A 20819-nucleotide genomic window follows, 5' to 3' on the forward strand; every position below is an offset into this window, starting at 1 on the left:
ACCACAGTCTCCAGATGTCGGACTCTGCAGAACGCGGGACGCACCAGCCGCGCTCGGACGGCGGTGACGGCAGCGCAGAAGGCCATGGATCGTCAGGACCTCATCGCCTGGGACTGCTTCAGCGGTCACTGCGCAACGACCGTGGTGAAGTGGCCGTCTGGGAGATCTTTCACCAGAGTGCAGAGCTGGTCGATGGGGAGGGCTGGGCTCCACAGGTAACCCTGCGCTGCGTCGCATCCCAGGCGCGTCAGCAGGGTGCACTGCTCCTGGGTCTCGACCCCTTCGGCGATGGTCTTCAGGCCGATGGCGTGGGCCAGCTGCACCACCGACCTCACGATGGCCAGGTCCTGGGGGTTCTCGGCGATGCCCTGGATGAAGCTGCGGTCGATCTTCACGTGCTGGGCGGGGAAGAGACGCAGGTAGGTCAGGGACGAGTGCCCGGTCCCGAAGTCGTCGATGGCGATGTCGCAGCCCAGCGCGCGGATGGCGTTCAGGACGCGCCTCGAGTGCGCGAGGTCGCGGATCACGACCGTCTCGGTGACCTCCACCATGAGGTTGCGGTGCGTCATCGCAGGGCCGGCGGCGCGGATGGCCGAGTCGATCGTCAGCTCGACCGCGGAGTCGGCGATGTCGTGCGCCGAGAGGTTGACGGCGATGTGGGCGCCGGCAGGGAGAACGCCCGCCGACAGCAGACGTGCACCGTCTCGGCAGCCGCGCACGAGCGCCCACTGGTCTATGGCGGTGATGAGGCCGGTGTCCTCGGCCAAGGGGATGAAGACGTTGGGCGGGACCGTGCCGCGCTCGCGGTGAGTCCAGCGGATGAGGGCTTCGACGCCTCGCACCGTCCCGGTGCGCAGGTCGACGACGGGCTGGTAGTGCAAGGCGAGGTCACCGGCGGTGAGGGCGTCCCGGAGGTCGCCCGCCAGCGCGAGCCGCCCCTGCGTGTGGGCGTCCAGGCTGTCGTCGAAGAGCTGCACGCGCCCGCGGCCACGCACCTTGGCCTCGTACATCGCGACGTCGGCCTGCCGGATGAGGTCGCTGCTGCGGCTCGGCGCCGCCACCGCCACCCCCACCGAAGCGGACACGTACGAGCGACGACCCACGACCTCGAACGGCTCGGACAGCACGGCGAGCACGGCGCGGGCGAGGGTGAGCGCCTGGTCGATGCCGGTGTCGGTGCACAGGACCACGAACTCGTCACCACCGAAGCGGGCGACGGTGTCGCCGGAGGACACCACCTGCGACAGCCGCCGGGCCACCTGGACGAGCAGCACGTCGCCGGCGTGGTGGCCCGAGGCGTCGTTCACCATCTTGAACTGGTCGAGGTCGACGAACAGCACAGCGACGGCGGGTTCGAGCGCTGCCCCCTCCCGCGAGGTGTGTTCCAGGCGCTGGAGGCGATCGAGCAGCAGCGCTCGGTTGGGCAGCCCCGTCAGGGAGTCGTGCAGCGCCTGGTGTTCGAGCCTCTGCTGGAACCGGCGGCGCTCACTGACGTCGCGACCGATCGTCGACACGGCGACCACCTGCCCCTGGGGGTCGAGGACGGGCGAGATGGTCAGGGCGACGTCGACGGTGGACCCGTCCGGTCGCTGCGCGGTCCACTCCGACGACAGCACGACTCCGTCGCGGGCGACGGCGGCGAGGATGCCCAGGACCTCCTCGGCGCGGTCCGCGGGCACGAGATCGGTGACCGGGCGGCCCGTGGCGCCCTCGGTGGGGTGGCCGTAGAGCTCTGCCGCGGCCCGGTTCCAACCGGTGATCACGCCGTCGACGGTCATGGACGTCACCGCGTCGGCGGTCGACTCGACGAGCTGGCGGTAGCGCTCGGCGCTCTGGGCGATGACCTCGCTCTGCCGCTCCAGCTCCTCCACGAGGTCGGTCCGCGGCGCGAGGAACAGCTCTTGCAGCCGGAGCGGTACCTCGCGGTAGGCGGCCATGTCGCGCCGGAAGACGAGCAGGTACAGCAGGAGCGGCCCGCTGAACGCGACGGCGATCACGAGCTTCGACTTCAGGCCGGCGCTGATCGCCGGCGAGAGGTCAGGTGAGGTCGGCGCTGCGAGGATCGGGAACAGGACACCGTCGAGGCAGAGCACCGCGATGTAGAAGACGACACACGCGAGGGCCAACGTGAGGCCGCTGCGCACGCGCGTCTTCAAGGCCTCGAACGTCATGAGCAGCAGGACCAGCTCGGTGATGATGAGGATGCCGCCGAGAGCCACGACGAGCAGGGACACGTCGAAGACGTCGGGTGAGGTGTCGAAGCGGTTGACCACGGCGGTGTTGCGCAGTGCGGCCGCGGTGACCGCCAGGACCCCGACCTTGATGACGTTGACCGCGATCACGATCTTGATGATGTTGCGCACCACGTGGCTGTCGCGGGCGGTGACGACGGCGAGCAGGCTGGCGAGCACCAGCGCCCCGTACAGGATGCTGCCGGCCGACACGACCAGACCATCGGCGAGCGGAAGCGCGTAGATGGAGCCCATGAAGCCCCCGAAGACGAGCACCACGGCGATGTAGGTGTACGACAGCAGCAGGCGCAGGGGCTTGCGGAAGAGCGCGAACGCGAAGGGGAACGTGGAGTACAGCAGGACCTGCGTGATGAACAGCGGCCAGGGACCCACTGCCCGCCTCCTTCACCGCCTGTGATGAACCTTCACGACAGCGTAGGGGTCTGTCTCCGCGGTGGTCGCTGGAAGCTGAGCCCAGGTCGCGCCGGTCGCACGAGTCGTCGTGGAGCACTGTCCTGCGTGCAGCACCCCACTTCGGACCTGCGGGACGGTGCGGTGCGATCGCGTGGCCATCGCCACGACCGGACGTCGCCGGCTCGGGTGACCGCACGCACCGCGGGATGACCGTGAAGTCACCGAAACCCGTGGACCTCCCTGAGACGCTGCCCGGATGGAGAGCTCCGGGTGGGTCGCGGTCCGCTGCATCTTCCGCAGCCAGGCCGAGCACCACGGTGCTGAGGTCGTCGACGAGGAGCGTGTGACGTTGTGGCGGGAAGCCGACATGGACCGCGCCATCGAGAGGGCTGAGGCGGAGGCGCAGACATACGCGAGCGAGACGACGTGGCCGCCGGATCGGGTGACGGAGTACCTGGGGCTCGTCCAGGCCTACGCGCTGTTCGACGAGCCGGTGGACGGGGCGGAGGTGTTCAGCTTGATGCGGACGAGCGATCTTCCTCCGACGGCCTACCTGGACCGGTTCTTCGACACCGGACAGGAGCGTCAACGAGACGTCGATGAGCCCGCCGAGCCGGACTGAGACCGTGCTACGCCGTGGGGCAACGTCACGCGCACCGCGGGATGACCGTGCCGTCGCAGACCCGCCGTGGCTGTCCTCAAATGGCCGGATGACCGCATCCAAGCCTGGTCTCCGACGTGGCTCCCGGCATTCGTTGCGGGCGCTGCCATGCAGCGTTGCCCCTCCGAGTCAGCATCTCCAGCTGACCACCACCACTGGCTGACCCCCACCGGTGGACGGCGTGAGACACCAGATGGTCCCCTCGGCCCCGTTGGCGGGATCGGCAACGTCCGCGGTGCGGGAGAAGACGCCGGCCTGGATCAACACGTCGAGGCGGTCTGAGGGGTGCACGTCGCGTTCGGCGTGCTCTTCCTCCAGGCTGACAGAGAGGGGGACGACGATGAACTTCTTCTCCGGTCAGCGTCACGGGCCCAGCGCCGCGCAGATCATCAGTGGCTGACCTGGCCGAGGGGGCAGTCGCTGCGCAGGTGATGAGCTGCCCGCCATGGCTCGACCCTGCCCCTGCTCCAGTCCCTGGTGCGGTCGTGGCGATGCTGCGCCGGCGTCAGGACGCACTCATCGGCCATGACTCGGCCGGGGAGGGTCAGTCCTGAGTCCGCTCCCACACCAACGCGGCGACGACCCACCACCCCACCTGCACCATCGCCGTCCACAGGAACGCCACCACCGCCAAGACCAGCAGGGGTGTGCTGCCCGTCGTCATCCCCGAGACCAGCAGCAGAAGGGCGGCCACCAGACCGGCCACCGCCGCGAACCGCATGATCTGCAGGTACGGGTTACCGCCGCCGGCGTCGGCGACCAGGTCGCGCAGACGCAGCGGCAGGATGGTTCTGCTTGGTGAGCTCACCGCACCATCATGGCCGCGCGCCCCTCCTGGGACGTCCTTCGCCGCGATCACCGACGTCACGGTCGTCCCGCCGTGCGCGGGCACCTGCACCGCGAGGCCCCGGACCCAACACGCCTTCGCGGACTTCGGCCGTCAGACACCCTGAACCCGTGGAAGAACACCGCCGCTACCGCCCCCGTGCTCACCCGTCCGCGCGGACCCAGGTGAACACCACTGCGCTCCCCGGTGAGCGGGCACCGCGACCAGGGCCGGTCACCGACGCCGACGCCGACGACGAGCAGCTGGCCCGGCTGCGCCGGCGGGTCGTCGAACCGGTGGTGACCAGCGTCCTGACGGCCGAGGAGCTCGAGCACCTGAGCGTGCACTGGGGCGTGGACGGTCGTGAGGGGGACGTGTGGGTGCGCCTCGACGTCCCCGACCAGCGACACGAGGAGCTGCTGCTGTCGCCGTGGTGGGTAGCGGACCCCTGCGACGTCGAGGTCCCCACCAGTGCTGCGCAGATCGCCGCTCACCTGGGCGACCGCTTGGAGGACTGGATCTGCGAGACGGCCTTCGCGTGGGGCCAGCAGCGCCGAGCCCGGTACCAGCTGCCCGAGACGTAGCCCGGGGCGGGCCTGGCACTGTCGACCGCTCCGTCATCCAGCGTCGCGCGGACCGGAACCTCTAGTGGCACAAGCGCTGCCTCGCCCTCATCCCCGTCGTCGGCCTCGGCGAACTGCGCCAGCACGCCTCCGACCTGGTCCGCCGCGTCGAAGCGGGCGAGGAGGTCACCATCACCGTGGCCGGCCGAGCCAGCGCCCGGCTGGTCCCCGACGACACCAGGTCCTGGCGCACCTGGACGACGTCGGAGGGGACGTCCTGGGCGAGGAGATCGTGCTGGGCCCAGCGGGAGCGGTAGCGGTTCGGATGCCCGGACGGGTCGGGCAGGACGGCAGGTCGTGACGGGTGCACCCCTCAAGGAATGGGCGGTGGCAGCCGATGGTTGTGATGGCTGGTCGCCCCGGTACGTGTCCCCGGGCCTCAACCCTGCCGCTACGAGCGGCCACTCGCCGTGAGGCGACGCTCGGGGCGACCACCAACCCTTCCTGTGACGACTCGTGACACCGAGTCGGGGGGGTGCTTCCACGGGGGTTTTGCGGAGGTCTATGTTCGCGGCACCACCCCGTGGAAAGGACCACGAATGCCGCGTTCAAGCAATTCCCAGCATTCTTCCGCACGACTCTCATTCAGGCTCCTCACCGCCGCTGTCGGTGCCACCGCCCTCGTCGCGACCGGCGGTGCGGCCCACGCCGCCCCGGCCCGGACCACGACGATCGCGGGCACGCTGCCGCGGTGGCTGCCGAGCGGTACCGCCGCACGCCTCGCCCTCCGTTCGGCCCCGGTCGACACCCCGCAGTCCGTCCGCGTCTACCTCGCGCCGCGCGGTGGGCTGAGCGCTCTGCAGGCCGCGGTCGCCGGCGTCTCAACGCCCGGCTCCCCCACCTACGGGCACTACCTCGACGGAGCGCAGTACGCCGCCTCCTTCGGCCCGACCGAGGCCGCCGCCACGACGGTCTCGAACTACCTGGCCTCCGCCGGTCTGCACGTCGACTCCGTCGAGGCGAGCCGACGCTACGTGGCTGCCACCGGAACCCGGCAACAGCTCCAGCGGGCCTTCGGCGTCACGCTGGCCTCCTTCACCCACGACGGCGCGGACGTCGTGGCTCCCACCACCGCCGCGTCGCTGCCGACCGACGTGGCGGCCGACGTGATGACCATCAGCGGCCTCGACACCAGCGTGCAACGCATGACGTCGCAGCGGATCGCCGAGACCGGGGGCACCACGGCCGCGGACACCACCGCGAACCGCACCGCGGCCGCCGCGTCCGCCGCCGGGGTCGCCCAGCCGGTCGTCGCACCGCCGGCCGCCTCGGTCGTCGGCCGACCGTGCAGCCAGTTCTACGGCGGCCTCCAGGCGAAGTACCAGGCGGACTACAAGACCCCCCTGCCCGCCTTCCACGGGCAGACGCCGTCCTACGCCCTCTGCGGGTACACCGCCCCGCAGTTGTTCAACGGGCTCGGCGGGGACACCGGAACCTCCGGTGGCGGTGTCACCGTCGGAGTCGTCGACGCGTACAACTCCTCGACGATCGTGGCGGACACGAACACCTACTCCAGCGCCTACGGCTGGCCCACCCTCGCCCGCAACCAGTACTCCACCTGGAGCGCCGGGAAGTTCACCGACCAGGAGGCGTGCGACGCCTCGGGCTGGACGGGTGAGCAGACCCTCGACGTGCAGGCCGTGCACGCCATGCGCCCCGCGGCCCGCATCCGCTACTACGCGGCCTCGAACTGCGCCGGTGGGCTCATCGACGCCCTGGCGGCCGTCGTGGACGAGAACCGCGCCGACGTCGTCACGAACTCCTGGGGCGGTCTGGAGACCGACACCGGCGCGGACGACGTCTTCGCCTACGAGCAGATCTTCCTGCAGGGCGCGTTGCAGGGACAGACGTTCCTCTTCAGCTCCGGTGACAACGGCGACGAGATCGCCTCGACCGGCACCAAGCAGGTCGACTACCCGACCAGCGACCCCTACGTCACCTCCGTCGGCGGGACCTCGACGGGCCTCGGCAACGGCGTGCGCAACGTCGTCGCCGAGACCGGCTGGGGAACCGGCGTCTACGCCCTGAACGACAAGGGCACCGACTGGGTCGACGGCGGGTTCCTCTACGGCGCCGGCGGCGGGTACTCCACCCTCTTCCCGCGGCCCGCCTGGCAGGCGGGCACCGTGCCGAACACGGCCCCCACCGGGCGCGCCGTGCCGGACATCTCCAGCGTCGCGGACCCGCAGACGGGGATGCTCGTGGGCCAGACCCAGACCTTCCCGGACGGGGTCCGCTACGGCGAGTACCGCATCGGCGGGACGAGCCTGGCCTCGCCGCTGGCGGCGGGCGCCATCGCGGAAGCCGTGCAGCGCAAGGGCAAGCGGGCCGGACTCGCGAACCCCGCGTTGTACTCGATCGCCCGCGGCGCCTACACCGACGTCCAGGCCTCCACGGTCAAGGGCGTGGTCCGCGCGAACTACGTCAACGGACTGGACCCCAGCGGCGGGACGTCGTACACCGTCCGCACCTGGGGCCGGGACTCCACCCTCGGACTCGCGAAGGGCTGGGACCCCGTGACGGGTCTCGGGCGTCCCGGCGCGACGTTCGCCAGGACCCTGGCGAGCACCCTGGGGAAGTAGGACCCCACGACGAGAACGCGCCCACCGGGTCTCCCGGTGGGCGCGTTCTCCGTTGTGGGGAGGATTCAGGCGTGGCGGCGGCGCGCCGCCGCGGTGATCAGCAGACCACCGGCCAGGACGAGCGCCGCACCGACGGTGATCCAGGGCGCGATGTCCGCGCCGGTGGTCGCCAGGTCCTCCTCGGCGACCGCCGCGGCGGCCGGCTTCGAGGTCGTGGCCGACGGGGTCGGGACGGCCACGGCGGGGACCGTGGGCGTCGCCGTCGGCGCCGGGGACTCCACGACCGGGGGCGGGATCTCGGTCGCGACGGCGGAACGGGGTTCCTGGTCCGGGGCGAGCCGCGCGTTCTCGGGCAGGCCCAGGTAGGCCGTGAACGCCTCGAGGTCGGTCTTCCCGAGTTCGACCCTGTCGGTCCCCTCCGCCAGGGTCGTGAAGTTGTCGCCGCCGGAGGCCAGGAAGCTGTTGACGGTCACCCGGTACTGCGCGGTGGCGTCGAGCTCCGCGCCGTCGAGGGTCACCGACTTGACGTGCTGTCCGGCCGGGGCCGCGTCGTCGTAGGTGAAGAAGAATCCCTTCGGCACCCCGAGGGCCAGGAACGGCCGCGAGGAACCCGCGGGCTGCCACTGCTGCTCGAGCACCTCGCGGACCTGCGCACCCGTGAGGGTCAGGGTCACGACGGAGTTCGCGAACGGCTGCACCGCAGCGGCTTCGGCGTAGGTGACGACACCGTCGCCCTCGCTGCCCGAGGCCGCGTACTCCAGGTCGTCGCGGATGCCGCCGGGGTTCTCGAACGCGATCTGCGCACCGGCGCCCTCGGTCTGCTGCAACTGCGCGTCGGCGATGAGGTTCCCGAGCGGGGACTGCGTCCCACGGTCGTCGTCGGCGCCGGAGAACGCGCGGGTGATGTCGGCCGTGACCGAACCGACGGGCGTCGTGCCGACCTGGTCCGCGAAGGCCACCGCGTCGTCGACGATCTTCTGGACGGCCGGGTCGGGGGTGAAACCCTCCACCGGGACGACCTGGTGGGCCTGGGCGACGACGTCACCGGTGGCGTCGTCGACGTTCAGCACGAGGTTGTCCACGGCGACCGAGTAGCTCTCGGCGGAGACGACGGGACGGGCGACGGCCTTGCCCGCGACCGGGAACTCGCAGTCGTAGAGCATGTGCGTGTGCCCGGAGACGATGGCGTCGATCTGCGGGGAGGAGTTCTGCACGATCTGCCCGAAGGCGCCCTCGGAACCGACCGCGGCGCAGTCGGTCCCGGACGAACCCTCGTGGGCGAGCAGGACGATGACCTGCGCCTCGTCGTTGGCGGTGTTCCCGTCCGACAACTGCGCGGCGACCCGGTTCGCGGCGGCGACGGGGTCGGTGAAGCGCAACCCGGCGATGCCGGCCGGGGCGACGAGGCTCGACGTCTGCTGCGTCACGACCCCGATGAACCCGACGCGGATCCCACCGACCTCGGTGGTGGCGTAGGCGGGTAGGGCCGGGGTCCCGTCGGCCTTCACGACGTTCGCGCCGAGGTAGGGGAACGCCGCCAGCGGGTCAGCACCGTTCGTGCCCTGGCGACCGATCACCCCGATGCGGTCGGTGAGGTCGGCGTAGCCCTGGTCGAACTCGTGGTTGCCGACCGCGGAGACGGCGACGCCCATCTGGTTCAGCGCGGCGATCGTCGGGGCGTCCTCCTGGATGAAGGAGGTGAACGTCGAGGCTCCGACGTTGTCACCGGCGGAGACGACGATGGTGTTGGGGTTCTGCGCGCGCATGACGTCCAGCGCACCGGCCAGCTGGGCCGCCCCACCGACGGGTTGTCCGTCGTCGGTCTCGTCGGGGGCCTCGAGGCGACCGTGGAAGTCGTTGAACGCGCCGATCTGGATCTGCGTCTGGCCGGGTGCGGGGGCGGGCAGCAGCGTCGGGATCTGCCCGGGGGTGGCCGCCTCGGCGGGGGCCGCGAGCAGTGGGGTCGCCAGGACCGTGAGCACGGCTCCCGAACTGAGGAACCGGACGAGGGGACGACCTGTGCGCATGAGCTCGCTTCCACGAGGTGGGTGACTGGCGCCGGAGTCTGCCAGTCACAGTGACGTCCAGGGAACCCCTGGGTCACTCCACACGTGAACATCAGGTTTCGGCGGGCGGTGTCCCCGGCGAGTTCTCACTGAGAGCGATCGTGAGCCCACGTTGCGCAACTCCAACGAGGCCGACGCCTTCCGCCTCGGACAACGGGATCCACTGCGCGAGATCGGTGCTGCCGCCGACGTCGAGGACCTGCGGAACCTTCACCTCGACCGGCGTGGCCGTCACCAGGATGCGCACGGCGTGGAAGTCCTCCAGGACCCCCCGCGGCGAGCGCCCGGTGAAGTGCTCGGCACCGATCTCGGCCAGACCGGTCACGACGACGTCCATGCCGGTCTCCTCGTGCACCTCGCGGACCACGGCGGCGATGGGGTGTTCGCCGTGGTCGACACCGCCTCCCGGCAAGGTCCAGCGCCCCGGGCTCGGGGTGGTGGTGCTGAGCCGGGTCAGCAGCAGGGACCCGTCCGCGACGACGACGGCGTAGCAGGCGAGGCGTTGCCGGACGACGGGGACGTCGGGGTCCTCCGCGGGTGCCGTGCGCCGCAGTTCCGCCTCCTCGAGCGCCACGAGGGCGTCGGCGACGAGCGGCCACTCCGCCCCGACCGGCCGCCACTCCCCCGCCGGGGGTTCGGCGACCGAGACGGCCAGGACCAGGTGCACGGTGTGCAGGTCGACGTCGCCCTGGGTGCGGCGACCGTCGTGGACGGCCAGGAGTCCCCCGACCTGGGCGTGCTCCCCCAGGACGCGCCGCAGCGCCGCGGTCGGGGTCTCGCCGTGGGCGAGGACCGTCCAGGGCAGCGAACCGTCGAGGGTCAGCAGCCGGTCGTCCGCGCCGCCCTCCTCGACGACCGCGGCGTGGACCGCGACGCGTTGCAGCGCCCTCACGCGGTGGCGCGCGGCGCCTGGCGGGCGTCGAGGTGGATCCGCGCGAACCGGGCGTTCTTGCGCTCGGCGTAGAAGGACAGGAACGGGATCGTCCCGGCCAGGGCGGTCAGGACCATCCGCTGCCAGGACCACCGGAGCCGGTTGCCGAGGTCGAAGGTCGTGATGAGCAGGACGACGTAGAGCCAGCCGTGGGCGACACCGACGACCTCGACCACGCGGTCCCCGCCCCCGAAGGCACCGAAGTACTTCTGCGGCATGCCGACCAGCACCAGGACGACCAGACCGATGCCGGTCAGCCAGGCCATGACGCGGTAGCGCGTCAGCGCGGACCGGACCTTGGGGACCGAACGCAGACCTCGCGCACCTCGCGCACCTCGTTCAGCACTCACCGGGCACCACTCATGTCTCGTCCTCCGTGACCGTCGACGTGCTCGTCCGAGCTCGCGTCGCCGTCATCCTCTCCTGCGGCGGCGTGCTCGTCGCGCACGACCCGCACCCAGATCACGATCGCGAACAACCCGAACACCCACCACTGCGCGGCGTAGGCGAGGTTTCGCCAGTCCAGGCGGTGCGAGGCCTGCCCGGGATCGGCGGGCGGGACGGCGCTCAACCCGGCGGCCGGCGCGGCGTCGGTGACGTAGGCGTTGGCGACGCCGTAGTCCACGCGGTTGATCAGGTCCGCGGCGCTGACGATCCACGTCTGCCCCTCGGGCAGGACGGCGGTCGAGGGTGCGAGGTCGGAACTCTCGGGGGGTTGCAGCGTCCCGGTCAGGTCGACGACGCCGCTCGGCAGGGGCGGCGCGGCCTGCCCCTGCGGGACCCAGCCCCGCACGACGGGGACCCCGGACCCGTCCGCCAGCACGACGACACCGAGGACCCAGGACCCGACGGTCCCGCCGAGCTCACGCCCGGGGACCAGCAGGTCCAGGGCCGGGTCGAAGGTGCCGTGGACCTCGACGCGGCGGCCGACCTCGTCACCGGAGAGCACGGCCGCGGCACCCGAGGCCCCGGCGTCGACGACCGTCGAGATCGGGACGACCGGCTGGGCCGCAGGGGGTTCGGTGACGACCACGTTCCCGCGGTGCCACTGCCAGACCCCGAGGCCGCTGCAGACGACCACGACGAGCAGGGCCACCAGGCCGAGTCCGGCGAGCCGGCCGTTGAGGCCGCGACGGGGATCTGACACCCGCCCAGGCTACGTGGCGGACCTGGGAAGTCCCTCAGCTCGTCCGCTCGAACTGGTCCCGATGGACCTCCTCGGCGATAGCGGAATCCCAGAGGCGTTGGTAGCGCTTTCCCCGACGGGGACGGTCAGGCTGCGTACCGGATCCGTCGAAGCGGGTGTCCGCACCGAGGAACGGAGCGGTCAGCGCGAGAGCGAGGAGCACGCAGAGGACGATCAGGACGCCCATCAGGATCACCACTCGCCCTGTGAACCGCTACCGGACTGGCTGACGAAAGCGCTATTCTCTCTTCTCATGGACCACGGTAGCAGTGTGCAGCGCGTCACCGCCAGCCTGCGGGACCTCGCGGCGACCCTGCCCGCGGGCACGAAACTGCCCAGCAGTCGCCGGCTGGTGAGCGACCTCGGCGTCGGGCCGGTCACCGTCCAGCGGGCGATCGACGTGCTCGTCGCGGACGGGACCGTCGCCACCCGGCCGGGCGCGGGCACCTTCGTCGCACGCGCGAGCCGGACCCAGACCGTCGACACGGACTGGCAGCGGGTGGCCCTCGGCGCCTCCCCCGTCCGGACCGAGGGAGTGCTCGCCTCGCTGGCGATCCCCTCCCAGGACGTCCTGGACATGTCCCGCGGCTACCTCGACCTGTCGCTGCAACCGTCGTCCAGGTTGTCGGCGGCCATGGCCCGCGCAGCCCGGCGGCCGGAGGCGTGGACGACCCCACCGCTGCAGGGCATGCCGGAACTGCGGACCTGGTTCGCCCAGCAGCTCGGCGCCGACCGCGACGACGTCCTCGTCAGCCCCGGCGGCCAGGGCGCGCTCTCGACGGTGCTGCGTTCGATCGTGCCGGCCGGCAGTCCCGTCCTCGTCGCCGTCCCGAGCTACCCGGGGGCGATCGCGTTGCTGCGCAGCGCCGGTCTCGTCCCGATCCCCGTCCCCACGGACACCGACGGCGTCCGCCCCGAACTGCTGGAACGTGCCTTCGAGCAGACCGGCTCCCGGGTGCTGTACCTGCAGCCCACCTACGCCAACCCGGACGGCCACGTCCTGGCCGCGGAACGCCGCCGCCCCGTCCTGGAGATCGCCGCCCGCGCCGGGGCGTTCATCGTCGAGGACGACTTCGCCCGGTGGCTCAGCCACGGACCGACACCGCCGCCGTCCCTGCTGCGCGACGACACCGACGGCCGGGTCATCACGGTGAACTCGCTCAGCAAGGCCGCCGGACCCAGCCTGCGGGTGGGGTGCATCGTCGCGCGAGGCCCGGTGGCGCAACGCATCACCGGCCTGGCCGTGGTGGACCACCTCATCGTGTCCCGGCCGCTGCAGGAGGCCGCGGTGGAACTCGTGACCGGGGCGGGCTGGAACGCGCACCTGCGCTCGCTGTCGGCCGCCCTCGGCGCGCGGGCCACGAAGCTCTCGACCGCCCTGTCCCGCGAACTGCCCGACTGGAGCTTCGTCCGCCCGCGCGGCGGGTTCTCCACCTGGGTGCGCCTGCCGCGCGGCACCGACGACGTCGAACTCGCCCGCCGCGCCCTGACCAGGGGTCTCGCCGTCGGGCCGGGACGCCACTTCGTCGTGGCCGAGGAGGACGCCGCCCACCTCCGGCTCTGCTTCGCCGCGATCCCCGAGCAGCACATCGACGCCGCGGTGCGGATCCTCGCCGACTCGCTCTGAGGTCCGTGTCCGGTTCCCTTGACATCGTGTCAGGTCTACTTGACACTCGTGGTCATGGGCAGGACATCGGCACAGGGCCGAGGGAACCGCGTCCGGGCGGCGAGGACGGTCCGCGGACTGACGCAGGCGGAACTCGCGACGGCGGCCGACGTGACGCGGCAGACGGTGGTCGCGATCGAGGCGGGGAACTACGCCCCGTCGGTCTACCTGGCCCTCGACATCGCACGGCACCTGGGACGGAGCGTCGAAGAACTCTTCGACGCGGAGGAGGCGACGACGTGAACCACCAGAACCACGAGAACCACGAGCACGGCGAGAAGGATCCGCGCGAGAGCGTGTTCGTCCGGCTGGCCGCCGGTGTCGGGGACCTCGGGAACCCGTTCTACCGCGAGGAACGGCAACGGGACGTGTGGAACGAGGCCTCGGCCGTCGGGATGCAGTTGACGTTGTGGGCCGGGATGGCCGCCGCCACCGTCATGGTGTGGATCGGTGGGTCGCAGGGTTTCCCATACGCCCTCACCCTGATGTTGCTGCTCGGCGCGATCAGCTGGGTGGTCCTCCTCTACGCCGCACGGTTGGGGGTGCACGCCGGCAGCGGAACCCGGATCGCGCGGTGGCGCGTGGTCCCGTACCTGGTGCTGCTGCTCGCGTTCTTCGCGGGAGTCCTCCACTCCGGCGTCGTGAGCGGGAGCACGGGCTGGGGCGCGACGTTCGGTGTCCTCGTCGGTGTTCTCGCGGGTGTGCTCGGACTGCGCCGCTCCCGCCGGACGGCGCAGGCGTGAACCTCGCGACCTTCGAGACCCCCACGGGTCCGGTCGAGCTGCGCCACGCGCGGGCGGGCGACGTCCTGGGGATCGTGGCGATGCTGCACGACGACCAGATCGCCGCGGACCGCGACTCGGTGCGCGAGACCGAGGACGAGGCCGAAGACGAGGCGGTCTACCTGGCCGCGTTCGCGCGGATCGAGGCCGACCCGTCCTCGGAACTGTTCGTCCTGACCGACGCCGACGGCACGCTCGTCGGGACGCTGCAGTTCAACGTTCTGCCGGGGTTGTCCCGACGCGGGTCGGACCGCGCGCAACTCGAGGCGGTGCGCATCGACTCCGCACGGCGGGGCGGTGGTCTCGGGTCGCAGTTGATCGGCTGGGCGATCGAGGAGGCCCGCCGACGCGGGTGCGGACACGTCCAGCTGACCAGCGACGCGCGACGCGTCGACGCCCGCCGGTTCTACGAACGGCTGGGTTTCGTCGCGTCGCACGTCGGGATGAAGCGCGAGCTCTGACCGGCCGAGGACCGGCTCGTGACGGGGTCCACGACCCGACGGACCAGGGGGCACAAGGTCTGGCCGTGGGTGGCGAACAACTCGTCGCGGGAGTCGAACCGGCCGAGGTCGGCGACGACCCGGTCGGCCAACCCGGCGGCCTCGTCGTGACCGTCGCGCGTGCAGCCCCCGGTGCAGTCCTCCAGCGAGACGGCACCGCGGGCGAGGGCCTCGAAGAGCGTCTCGCCGTCCCGGTTCGTGAAGGCCGCAACCCCGGCGCCCGGGGGTGCGAAGAGGTGCGAGGCCGGCACCCAGGAACCCTCCACCCGGAACTCCGGCCAGGCCAGGACGACGACGTCCGGCACGAACCGGTGCAGGCGCGGGAACCTCGGGTACCAGAACCGCCCGTCGACGAGCAGCCCGCGGCACCGGGTCGCGATGTCGAGCGAGCGCGCCGTCGCCTCGAGCACGGCCATCCGCTGGCTGCACGATCCCCTGCCCCTGCGCAGGGTCACCGACGCGGGCTGCAGTTCGTCGAGGGCGTAGACCGGGCGGACGGCCACCGAGACCAGAGCGTGGGCCGAGCGCAGGCGCTCCCGCTCGTCCCCGCCACGGGTCCGCGCCGCGAGGTTCCGCACCGCCTCGGCGGAGTGGTCGAGGACAGCGGTGGGCTCACGACTCCCCGTCGCCTCCCGGGCGGGGTCGGGGTCCCGGGGCAGCCACCACGGGGTGGTCAGGCGCGTCGTCACGGTCTCAGCATGCCCCGCCCGGTCCCGCTCAAGGTCACCCGTTCGGCCGCCGATGCGGAGGGTTCACCCCCAGGAGGAACCCGCGCCCGCTCAGAACCCCGCAACCCGACGGCTGCTCGCCGACCGGTCGATGACGACCAAGATCGCCGCCGCCGTCCTGGCCGCGTCGACCGTGGCCGTCGGGGTCGGCGCCGTGGGTCTGGTCGGCATGCAGCGCGCCGAGGACGAGGTCGCGAAGATCAGCGACCAGCACGTGGCGGGGATGGCGGACATCTCCACCGCGCGCGGCGCGATCGCCGCCCAGTACCGCGCGGAGTTCCTGGCCCTCATCCCCGGCGCCGACGTCCCGGCCTCCGTCCAGTCGGCCCACGAGGCGGACGCGGCGCTCACGAAGGCCCTCGACAGCTACGAGGCCCGCGGCTCCGTCGGCGCGTCGTCGAAGGCGGTCGCGGAGCTGCGCACCTCCTACGGCGAGTACGCCACGTTGCGCGACGTCCTGGTGCTGCAGCAGGCGCCGCCCAGCGGTTTCCAGATGCCCGCGGGTGATCAGATCGGGGCCCGCTTCGGCGGGGCCGAGAACGGCTTCAACGCCGCCATCGCCACCCTGCAGGCGGACGAGACCCGCCAGGCCGCGGCCGGTCGGGCCGCCGCCGAACAGGCCGTCAGCCGGGCCAGGACGATCGTCCTCGCCGTGCTGGTCGGCGGGCTGCTGCTCTCCGGGGCCATCGGCCTGGCCGTCGTGCGGCTGATCCGCCGCCAGCTCGACAGCGTCGCGACCGCCCTCGACGCCGTCGCCGAGGGCGATCTCACCGTCGCCGCCGAGGTCCACTCCGCCGACGAGCTCGGGGCGATGGCCGGGGCGGTCAACCGCGCCCGCGACGGCATCCGTTCCGTGGTCTCCCGGATGGCCTCCTCGGCGGCCGACCTGGCCGGGTCCTCGCAGCAGCTGACGTCCGTGGCCGGCGAGCTGTCCCACGGGGCGCAGGAGTCCGCCGCGCAGGCCCAGGTCGTCTCCGCCGCCACCGGGGAGATCTCCGCCAACATCGCCACGGTGGCCGCCGCCGGGGAGGAGATGACGTCCGCGATCCGGGAGATCTCCAGCGCCACCGCCGAGGCGTCCTCCACCGCGAGCACCGCCGTGGCCTCCGCCGACGAGGCCAACGCGACCATCCAGCGCCTCGGCACCTCCAGCCGGGAGATCGGTGACGTCGTCAAGCTCATCACCTCGATCGCCGAGCAGACGAACCTCCTCGCCCTGAACGCGACCATCGAGGCCGCCCGGGCCGGGGAGATGGGCAAGGGTTTCGCCGTGGTCGCCGGCGAGGTCAAGGAACTCGCGCAGCAGACGGCGCGGGCGACGGAGGAGATCGTGTCCCGGGTGGGTGCGACGCAGACCGACGCGGAGGCCGCGTCGGTCGTCATCGGGCAGATCGCCGAGGTCATCGCCCGCATCGACGGCCTGCAGGCGACCATCGCCGCCGCCGTGGAGGAGCAGTCCGCGACCACGTCGGAGATGGTCCGCAACGTCAACGAGGTCGCGACCGGGTCGCAGGAGATCTCCACGAACATCTCCGGCATCGCCGCGGCCGCGTCGCGCACCACCGACAGCGCGGGGGCCACGGCGACGGCGGCGGCGGAGGTCTCCCGGGCGGCCGGGGACCTCACCGCGCTCGTCACGACCTTCCGGGTCTAACCGGCGACCGGCGGCGAGGCCACTCCCTCGTCGCCCTCGTCGCCCTCGTCGCTCTCGTCCTCGTCCTGGAGGGCCGCCAGCAGCCGTCCCAGCACGGCGACGACCCCGGGCAGTGCCGCCTGGTCCTGCGGGCTCAGACGGTTCGCCGCAGTGGCCAGGGTCGTCGCGCTCGCCCGGTCGTAACGGGCCAGCAGCGACCGCGCGGAACCCGTCGCGCTGACGTTGACCACCCGCAGGTCACCGCCGGCGGAGGACCGCTCGGTGAGACCGGCGACCCCCGTGACGCGCAGCAGGTTGCTGATCGTGGACCGCGCCAGGTGCAGGGTCTCGGCCAACTGGCTCGGGGTCAGCGGGCCACGGTCGGTCAGGACGCGCAGCAGCTCGACCTGGGCCTCGGGGAGGTCCGGCAGGTCGGCCAGCTCGCGGCTGCGCCGCAACACCCTGCGGCGCAACGGTCCCAGCAGGACCGAGAGACCGGCCGCGGTGGAGGTGTCGTCGCGCACGCCCTCATCCTGCCCCGGCGGTCCGCTTGACCCCAACTACTTTTGCACGCAAAATCATCGCGTGACGACTCACCGCGCGCCGACGCCCACGCCGACGCCGACGCCCACGCCCACGCCCACGCCCACGCCCACGCCCACGCCCACGCCCAGCGACCCCACACCCCCGCAGGACCTCGACGGACTGGTCGGGCACCGGTTCGTCTACACCTACGCCAACGGCTGGCAGTACGAGATGTACGTCAAGAACGAGCGCACCATCGACTACCGCATCCACTCCGGGATGGTCGGCGGGCGGTGGGTCAAGGACCAGGAGGTCGACCTCGTCCAGCTCGACGAGGACAGCTTCAAGCTCTCCTGGAACGAACCGACCGGGACGTCGGTCGTGGTCAACGTCATGCCGGGACGGCGCCGCCTGCACGGCACCATCTTCTTCCCCCGCTGGGTGGAGGAGGACGGGTCCAGGACCGTGCTGTTCCAGAACGACCACCTGCCCCTGATGCGGCGCTACCGCGACGCCGGGCCCACCTACCCGATCCTCGTCGTCCCCGAGTTCGCCCGGATCACGTTCTTCGAGCACGTCGGCACCGACGACGACACCGTCGTCTCCGTCGCCCCCGGCGACCTGCCCGCCGACTTCACCGCGCAGGAGAACTGAGGTGGCCCCGACCGGGCACACCCGGCGGATCACCACCGGCGACGGGCTCACGCTCGCCGTCCACGGCTGGGACGGTTCCGGCGCCGGGGCGCAGGCCCACCCGGTCCTGCTGCACCACGGCTTCAGTTCCAGCACGTCCGTGGAGTGGCCGCGCTCCGGGGTCCTGGACGCCCTGCTCGCCACCGGGCGCCGGGTCGTCGCGGTGGACGCCCGCGGTCACGGGGCGTCGGACAAGCCCCACGACGCGGCACGCTACGGCGAGGCCCGGATGGCCGCCGACGTGATCGACGTCCTCGACGCCCTGGACCTGGCGCAGGTCGACCTGGTCGGGTACTCGATGGGGTCGGTCGTCTCGCTGCTGGTGGCCTCGACCCACCCGGACCGCGTCCACCGCCTCGCCGTGGGCGGCGTCGGCGCCGGGATCGTCGAGGTGGGCGGCGTGGACACCCGCGCCCTCTCCTCCGCCCGCCTCGCCGAGGCGCTGCGCTCACCCGACCCCGCCACGATCACCGACCCGATGGTCCGGGGGTTCCGCGAGTTCGCCGAGCAGACCGGCAACGACCTGCCGGCCCTGGCCGCCCAGGCCGACGCCGTGCACGCCTCCCCCCTCGCGCTGGACCGGATCACCGCGCCCACGCTCGTGGTGGCCGGCGACGCCGACCCCCTCGCGCAGCGCCCGGAGGTCCTCGTCGCCGCCGTCCCGGGAGCCCGGCTCCAGCTGGTCCGGGGTGACCACGGCGCAGCCCTCACCGACCCCCGGTTCGCCGCTGCGATCGCCGGGTTCCTGACCCCGTGACGGCCGGCTGACGGTTTCAACGGGCAGGAAGGCGCCGGGCTTCCTACCGTTCGGGGTACCGGGACCACCGGTGACCATCGTGGAGAAGGAGCGGACATGTCCATCGCGGACAAGGCCAAGAACGTCGTGCAGCAGACCGTCGGCAAGGCCGAGGAAGCCGTCGGGAAGAAGACCGACGACGCGGAGCTGACGGCGCAGGGCCACAAGGACCAGGGGATGGGCGCTGCGCGTCAGAACGTCGAGAAGACCAAGGACGCCCTCGACGAGAAGTGACGTTCGAGAACGGCAGGGGCTGACTCCTCCCGGGGTCAGCCCCTCCTCACGTCCGGGACCGCAGGAGGCTCACTCCCACTCGATGGTGCCCGGCGGCTTGCTCGTGACGTCGAGCACCACGCGGTTCACCTCGGGCACCTCGTTGGTGATCCGGGTCGAGATCTTCGCGAGCACGTCGTAGGGCAGCCGCGTCCAGTCCGCCGTCATGGCGTCCTCCGAGGACACCGGACGCAGCACGATCGGGTGGCCGTAGGTCCGGCCGTCACCCTGGACCCCGACCGAGCGGACGTCGGCGAGGAGCACGACGGGGCACTGCCAGATGTCGCGGTCCAGACCGGCCGCGGTGAGTTCCGCCCGGGCGATGGCGTCGGCGGACCGCAGGATCTCGAGGCGTTCCGGGGTCACCGCCCCGACGATGCGGATCGCGAGTCCTGGACCGGGGAACGGCTGGCGGTAGACCATCGCCTCGGGCAGACCGAGCTGCACGCCGACCGCGCGCACCTCGTCCTTGAACAGCGCCCGCAGCGGTTCGACGAGTTCGAAGGCGAGGTCGTCCGGCAGCCCGCCGACGTTGTGGTGGCTCTTGATCGTCGCCGCGCCGGTGCCGCCACCGGACTCGACGACGTCGGGGTACAGGGTGCCCTGCACGAGGAACTTGACCTCGCCCCCGGCCGCACCTTCAGCCTCGACGACGTCGCGGGCGGCCTGCTCGAAGACGCGGATGAACTCGCGGCCGATGATCTTCCGCTTCTGCTCGGGATCGCTGACCCCGTCCAGCGCCTCCGCGAAGCGCTGGACCGCGTCGACGACGTGCAGCTTCACCCCGGTGGAGGCGACGAAGTCCTTCTCGACCTGCTCCGACTCCCCCGCGCGCAGCAGGCCGTGGTCGACGAAGACGCAGGTCAGCTGGTCGCCCACGGCGCGCTGCACCAGGGCCCCGGCGACCGCGGAGTCGACGCCACCGGAGAGGGCGCAGATGACCTTGCCGTCACCGATCTGCGCGCGGATCCGCGCGACCTGCTCCTCGATGACGTTGCCGGTCGTCCAGTCCGGGTCGATGCGGGCACCGCCCCGCAGGAAGTTCACCAGGACGTCCTGGCCGTGCGTGGAGTGCTTGACCTCCGGGTGCCACTGCACGCCGTAGAGGCGACGCTCGTCGTCCTCGAAGGCCGCGACCGGGGTACCGGCCGAGGACGCGGTCACCCGGAAACCCTCGGGTGCGCGGGACACGCTGTCCCCGTGGGACATCCACACCGACTGCTCGGTCGGCTGGTCGTGCAGCAACGTCGAGTCGGCGGCGTCGCTCAGGTTGGCGACGGTGCCGCCGTACTCGCGCTGACCGGTCTGGGCGACCTCACCGCCCAGCGCCTTGGCCATGGCCTGGAAGCCGTAGCAGATCCCCAGGACGGGGACCCCGGCCTCGAAGAGGGAGGCGTCGACCTGCGGGGCGCCCTCGGCGTACACGCTGGACGGGCCGCCGGAGAGGATCACCGCCGCGGGGTTCTTCGCGAGGATCTCGGCCACCGGCATGGAACTGGGGACGATCTCGGAGTAGGTGTCCGCCTCACGGACCCGGCGCGCGATGAGCTGCGCGTACTGGGCTCCGTAGTCGACGACGAGCACGGGGCGGTGCGCGCGTTCCGCACCCACCTCGGCGAGTTCGATCTCAGGCTGGTCCTGGGGCTGGCTCTCGGGCGCATCCGGCGTCACGACCCAAGGGTAGCCGCGTGCGGGCCCCCGCT

The 20819-nt window shown here is 72.0% G+C and carries 20 protein-coding genes and 1 pseudogene; 12 read left to right on the forward strand and 9 right to left on the reverse strand.

Features of this window, described 5'->3' with window-relative positions:
- Positions 1-125 precede the first annotated feature (125 nt).
- Positions 126-2624, reverse strand: coding sequence for a putative bifunctional diguanylate cyclase/phosphodiesterase (locus SJY07_RS08275; protein ID WP_380158342.1), 2499 nt, complete (start codon positions 2622-2624; stop codon positions 126-128).
- 277 nt (positions 2625-2901) lie between these two features.
- Between SJY07_RS08275 and SJY07_RS08280 the strand changes: the two genes are divergently transcribed.
- Positions 2902-3267 (forward strand): hypothetical protein, encoded by a 366-nt coding sequence (locus tag SJY07_RS08280; RefSeq protein ID WP_380158344.1) that lies wholly within the window; start codon positions 2902-2904, stop codon positions 3265-3267.
- Between the two features lie 583 nt (positions 3268-3850).
- On the opposite strand, the gene SJY07_RS08285 is transcribed toward SJY07_RS08280, so the two are convergent.
- Entirely contained in the window at positions 3851-4114 is a 264-nt protein-coding gene (locus tag SJY07_RS08285; RefSeq protein ID WP_380158346.1) for a hypothetical protein, read from the reverse strand.
- 149 nt (positions 4115-4263) lie between these two features.
- Here SJY07_RS08285 and SJY07_RS08290 point away from each other — a divergent pair, with 149 nt between their 5' ends.
- The 3 genes and pseudogenes from SJY07_RS08290 (at position 4264) to SJY07_RS08300 (ending at position 7337) form a co-directional block, all read left to right on the forward strand.
- Positions 4264-4716 (forward strand): hypothetical protein, encoded by a 453-nt coding sequence (locus SJY07_RS08290; protein ID WP_380158348.1) that lies wholly within the window; start codon positions 4264-4266, stop codon positions 4714-4716.
- A gap of 89 nt (positions 4717-4805) precedes the next feature.
- Positions 4806-4952: pseudogene (locus SJY07_RS08295) on the forward strand (type II toxin-antitoxin system Phd/YefM family antitoxin); the annotation flags it as partial.
- 342 nt (positions 4953-5294) lie between these two features.
- Entirely contained in the window at positions 5295-7337 is a 2043-nt protein-coding gene (locus SJY07_RS08300; protein ID WP_380158350.1) for a protease pro-enzyme activation domain-containing protein, read from the forward strand.
- A gap of 65 nt (positions 7338-7402) precedes the next feature.
- Here the strand turns inward: SJY07_RS08300 and SJY07_RS08305 are convergent, their stop codons facing one another.
- The 4 genes from SJY07_RS08305 to SJY07_RS08320 form a co-directional block, all read right to left on the reverse strand.
- Positions 7403-9364: a 5'-nucleotidase C-terminal domain-containing protein gene (locus SJY07_RS08305; protein ID WP_380158352.1), complete on the reverse strand. Its 1962-nt coding sequence runs from the start codon at positions 9362-9364 to the stop codon at positions 7403-7405.
- A gap of 91 nt (positions 9365-9455) precedes the next feature.
- Positions 9456-10295, reverse strand: a complete 840-nt coding sequence (locus SJY07_RS08310) for an NUDIX hydrolase (RefSeq protein WP_380158354.1) — start codon at positions 10293-10295, stop codon at positions 9456-9458.
- Entirely contained in the window at positions 10292-10684 is a 393-nt protein-coding gene (locus tag SJY07_RS08315; RefSeq protein ID WP_380158355.1) for a DUF3817 domain-containing protein, read from the reverse strand. Before SJY07_RS08315 ends, SJY07_RS08310 begins: the two co-directional genes overlap by 4 nt.
- Positions 10681-11481 (reverse strand): SURF1 family protein, encoded by an 801-nt coding sequence (locus SJY07_RS08320; protein WP_380158357.1) that lies wholly within the window; start codon positions 11479-11481, stop codon positions 10681-10683. The genes SJY07_RS08315 and SJY07_RS08320 overlap by 4 nt, the downstream gene beginning before the upstream one ends.
- A 310-nt stretch (positions 11482-11791) precedes the next feature.
- On the opposite strand from SJY07_RS08320, the gene SJY07_RS08325 reads away from it, so the two are divergent.
- The 4 genes from SJY07_RS08325 to SJY07_RS08340 all read left to right on the forward strand — a co-directional run bounded on the left by SJY07_RS08325 (position 11792) and on the right by SJY07_RS08340 (position 14429).
- The gene (locus tag SJY07_RS08325; protein WP_380158359.1) at positions 11792-13147 is read left to right on the forward strand and encodes a PLP-dependent aminotransferase family protein; all 1356 of its coding nucleotides are present in this window, start codon (positions 11792-11794) and stop codon (positions 13145-13147) included.
- Between the two features lie 54 nt (positions 13148-13201).
- The gene (locus tag SJY07_RS08330) at positions 13202-13429 is read left to right on the forward strand and encodes a helix-turn-helix transcriptional regulator (protein ID WP_328294709.1); all 228 of its coding nucleotides are present in this window, start codon (positions 13202-13204) and stop codon (positions 13427-13429) included.
- Complete coding sequence (locus SJY07_RS08335; RefSeq protein WP_380158361.1) at positions 13426-13929, forward strand: hypothetical protein; 504 nt, start codon at positions 13426-13428, stop codon at positions 13927-13929. The genes SJY07_RS08330 and SJY07_RS08335 overlap by 4 nt, the downstream gene beginning before the upstream one ends.
- An 80-nt stretch (positions 13930-14009) precedes the next feature.
- Complete coding sequence (locus SJY07_RS08340) at positions 14010-14429, forward strand: GNAT family N-acetyltransferase (RefSeq protein WP_380162226.1); 420 nt, start codon at positions 14010-14012, stop codon at positions 14427-14429.
- Here SJY07_RS08340 and SJY07_RS08345 read toward each other — a convergent pair.
- Entirely contained in the window at positions 14375-15157 is a 783-nt protein-coding gene (locus SJY07_RS08345) for a transglutaminase domain-containing protein (RefSeq protein WP_380158363.1), read from the reverse strand. The two genes, SJY07_RS08340 and SJY07_RS08345, sit on opposite strands and share 55 nt — an antisense overlap.
- A gap of 130 nt (positions 15158-15287) precedes the next feature.
- Here SJY07_RS08345 and SJY07_RS08350 point away from each other — a divergent pair, with 130 nt between their 5' ends.
- Complete coding sequence (locus SJY07_RS08350) at positions 15288-16850, forward strand: methyl-accepting chemotaxis protein (RefSeq protein WP_380158364.1); 1563 nt, start codon at positions 15288-15290, stop codon at positions 16848-16850.
- Here SJY07_RS08350 and SJY07_RS08355 read toward each other — a convergent pair.
- A complete protein-coding gene (locus SJY07_RS08355) occupies positions 16847-17353 on the reverse strand; it encodes a MarR family winged helix-turn-helix transcriptional regulator (protein ID WP_380158366.1) in 507 nt (168 codons plus the stop codon). The genes SJY07_RS08350 and SJY07_RS08355 overlap by 4 nt on opposite strands.
- 181 nt (positions 17354-17534) lie before the next feature.
- Between SJY07_RS08355 and SJY07_RS08360 the strand changes: the two genes are divergently transcribed.
- The 3 genes from SJY07_RS08360 (at position 17535) to SJY07_RS08370 (ending at position 19077) form a co-directional block, all read left to right on the forward strand.
- Positions 17535-18008 (forward strand): phenolic acid decarboxylase, encoded by a 474-nt coding sequence (locus SJY07_RS08360; protein WP_380162228.1) that lies wholly within the window; start codon positions 17535-17537, stop codon positions 18006-18008.
- A gap of 1 nt (position 18009) precedes the next feature.
- Positions 18010-18804: an alpha/beta hydrolase gene (locus SJY07_RS08365; RefSeq protein ID WP_328294702.1), complete on the forward strand. Its 795-nt coding sequence runs from the start codon at positions 18010-18012 to the stop codon at positions 18802-18804.
- Between the two features lie 96 nt (positions 18805-18900).
- On the forward strand, positions 18901-19077 hold the full coding sequence (locus SJY07_RS08370; protein WP_328294701.1) for a CsbD family protein: 177 nt from the start codon (positions 18901-18903) through the stop codon (positions 19075-19077).
- 69 nt (positions 19078-19146) lie between these two features.
- Here the strand turns inward: SJY07_RS08370 and guaA are convergent, their stop codons facing one another.
- Positions 19147-20742 carry a glutamine-hydrolyzing GMP synthase gene (gene guaA, locus SJY07_RS08375; RefSeq protein ID WP_380162230.1) on the reverse strand — a complete coding sequence of 532 codons (1596 nt, stop codon included), beginning with the start codon at positions 20740-20742 and terminating at the stop codon, positions 19147-19149.
- Positions 20743-20819: the final 77 nt, after the last annotated feature.

It is taken from the genome of Kineococcus sp. R86509, from assembly GCF_042466365.1.
GTDB lineage: Bacteria > Actinomycetota > Actinomycetes > Actinomycetales > Kineococcaceae > Kineococcus.

What these genes read in the sequence shown, in the direction of transcription:
- SJY07_RS08280 (WP_380158344.1), top strand. Translation starts at nt 2,902, where the DNA reads ATGGAGAGCTCCGGGTGGGTCGCGGTCCGCTGCATCTTCCGCAGCCAG.
- SJY07_RS08300 (WP_380158350.1), top strand. Translation starts at nt 5,295, where the DNA reads ATGCCGCGTTCAAGCAATTCCCAGCATTCTTCCGCACGACTCTCATTC.
- SJY07_RS08305 (WP_380158352.1), bottom strand. Translation starts at nt 9,364, where the DNA reads ATGCGCACAGGTCGTCCCCTCGTCCGGTTCCTCAGTTCGGGAGCCGTG.
- SJY07_RS08330 (WP_328294709.1), top strand. Translation starts at nt 13,202, where the DNA reads ATGGGCAGGACATCGGCACAGGGCCGAGGGAACCGCGTCCGGGCGGCG.
- SJY07_RS08340 (WP_380162226.1), top strand. Translation starts at nt 14,010, where the DNA reads ATGCTGCACGACGACCAGATCGCCGCGGACCGCGACTCGGTGCGCGAG.
- SJY07_RS08350 (WP_380158364.1), top strand. Translation starts at nt 15,288, where the DNA reads ATGACGACCAAGATCGCCGCCGCCGTCCTGGCCGCGTCGACCGTGGCC.
- SJY07_RS08370 (WP_328294701.1), top strand. Translation starts at nt 18,901, where the DNA reads ATGTCCATCGCGGACAAGGCCAAGAACGTCGTGCAGCAGACCGTCGGC.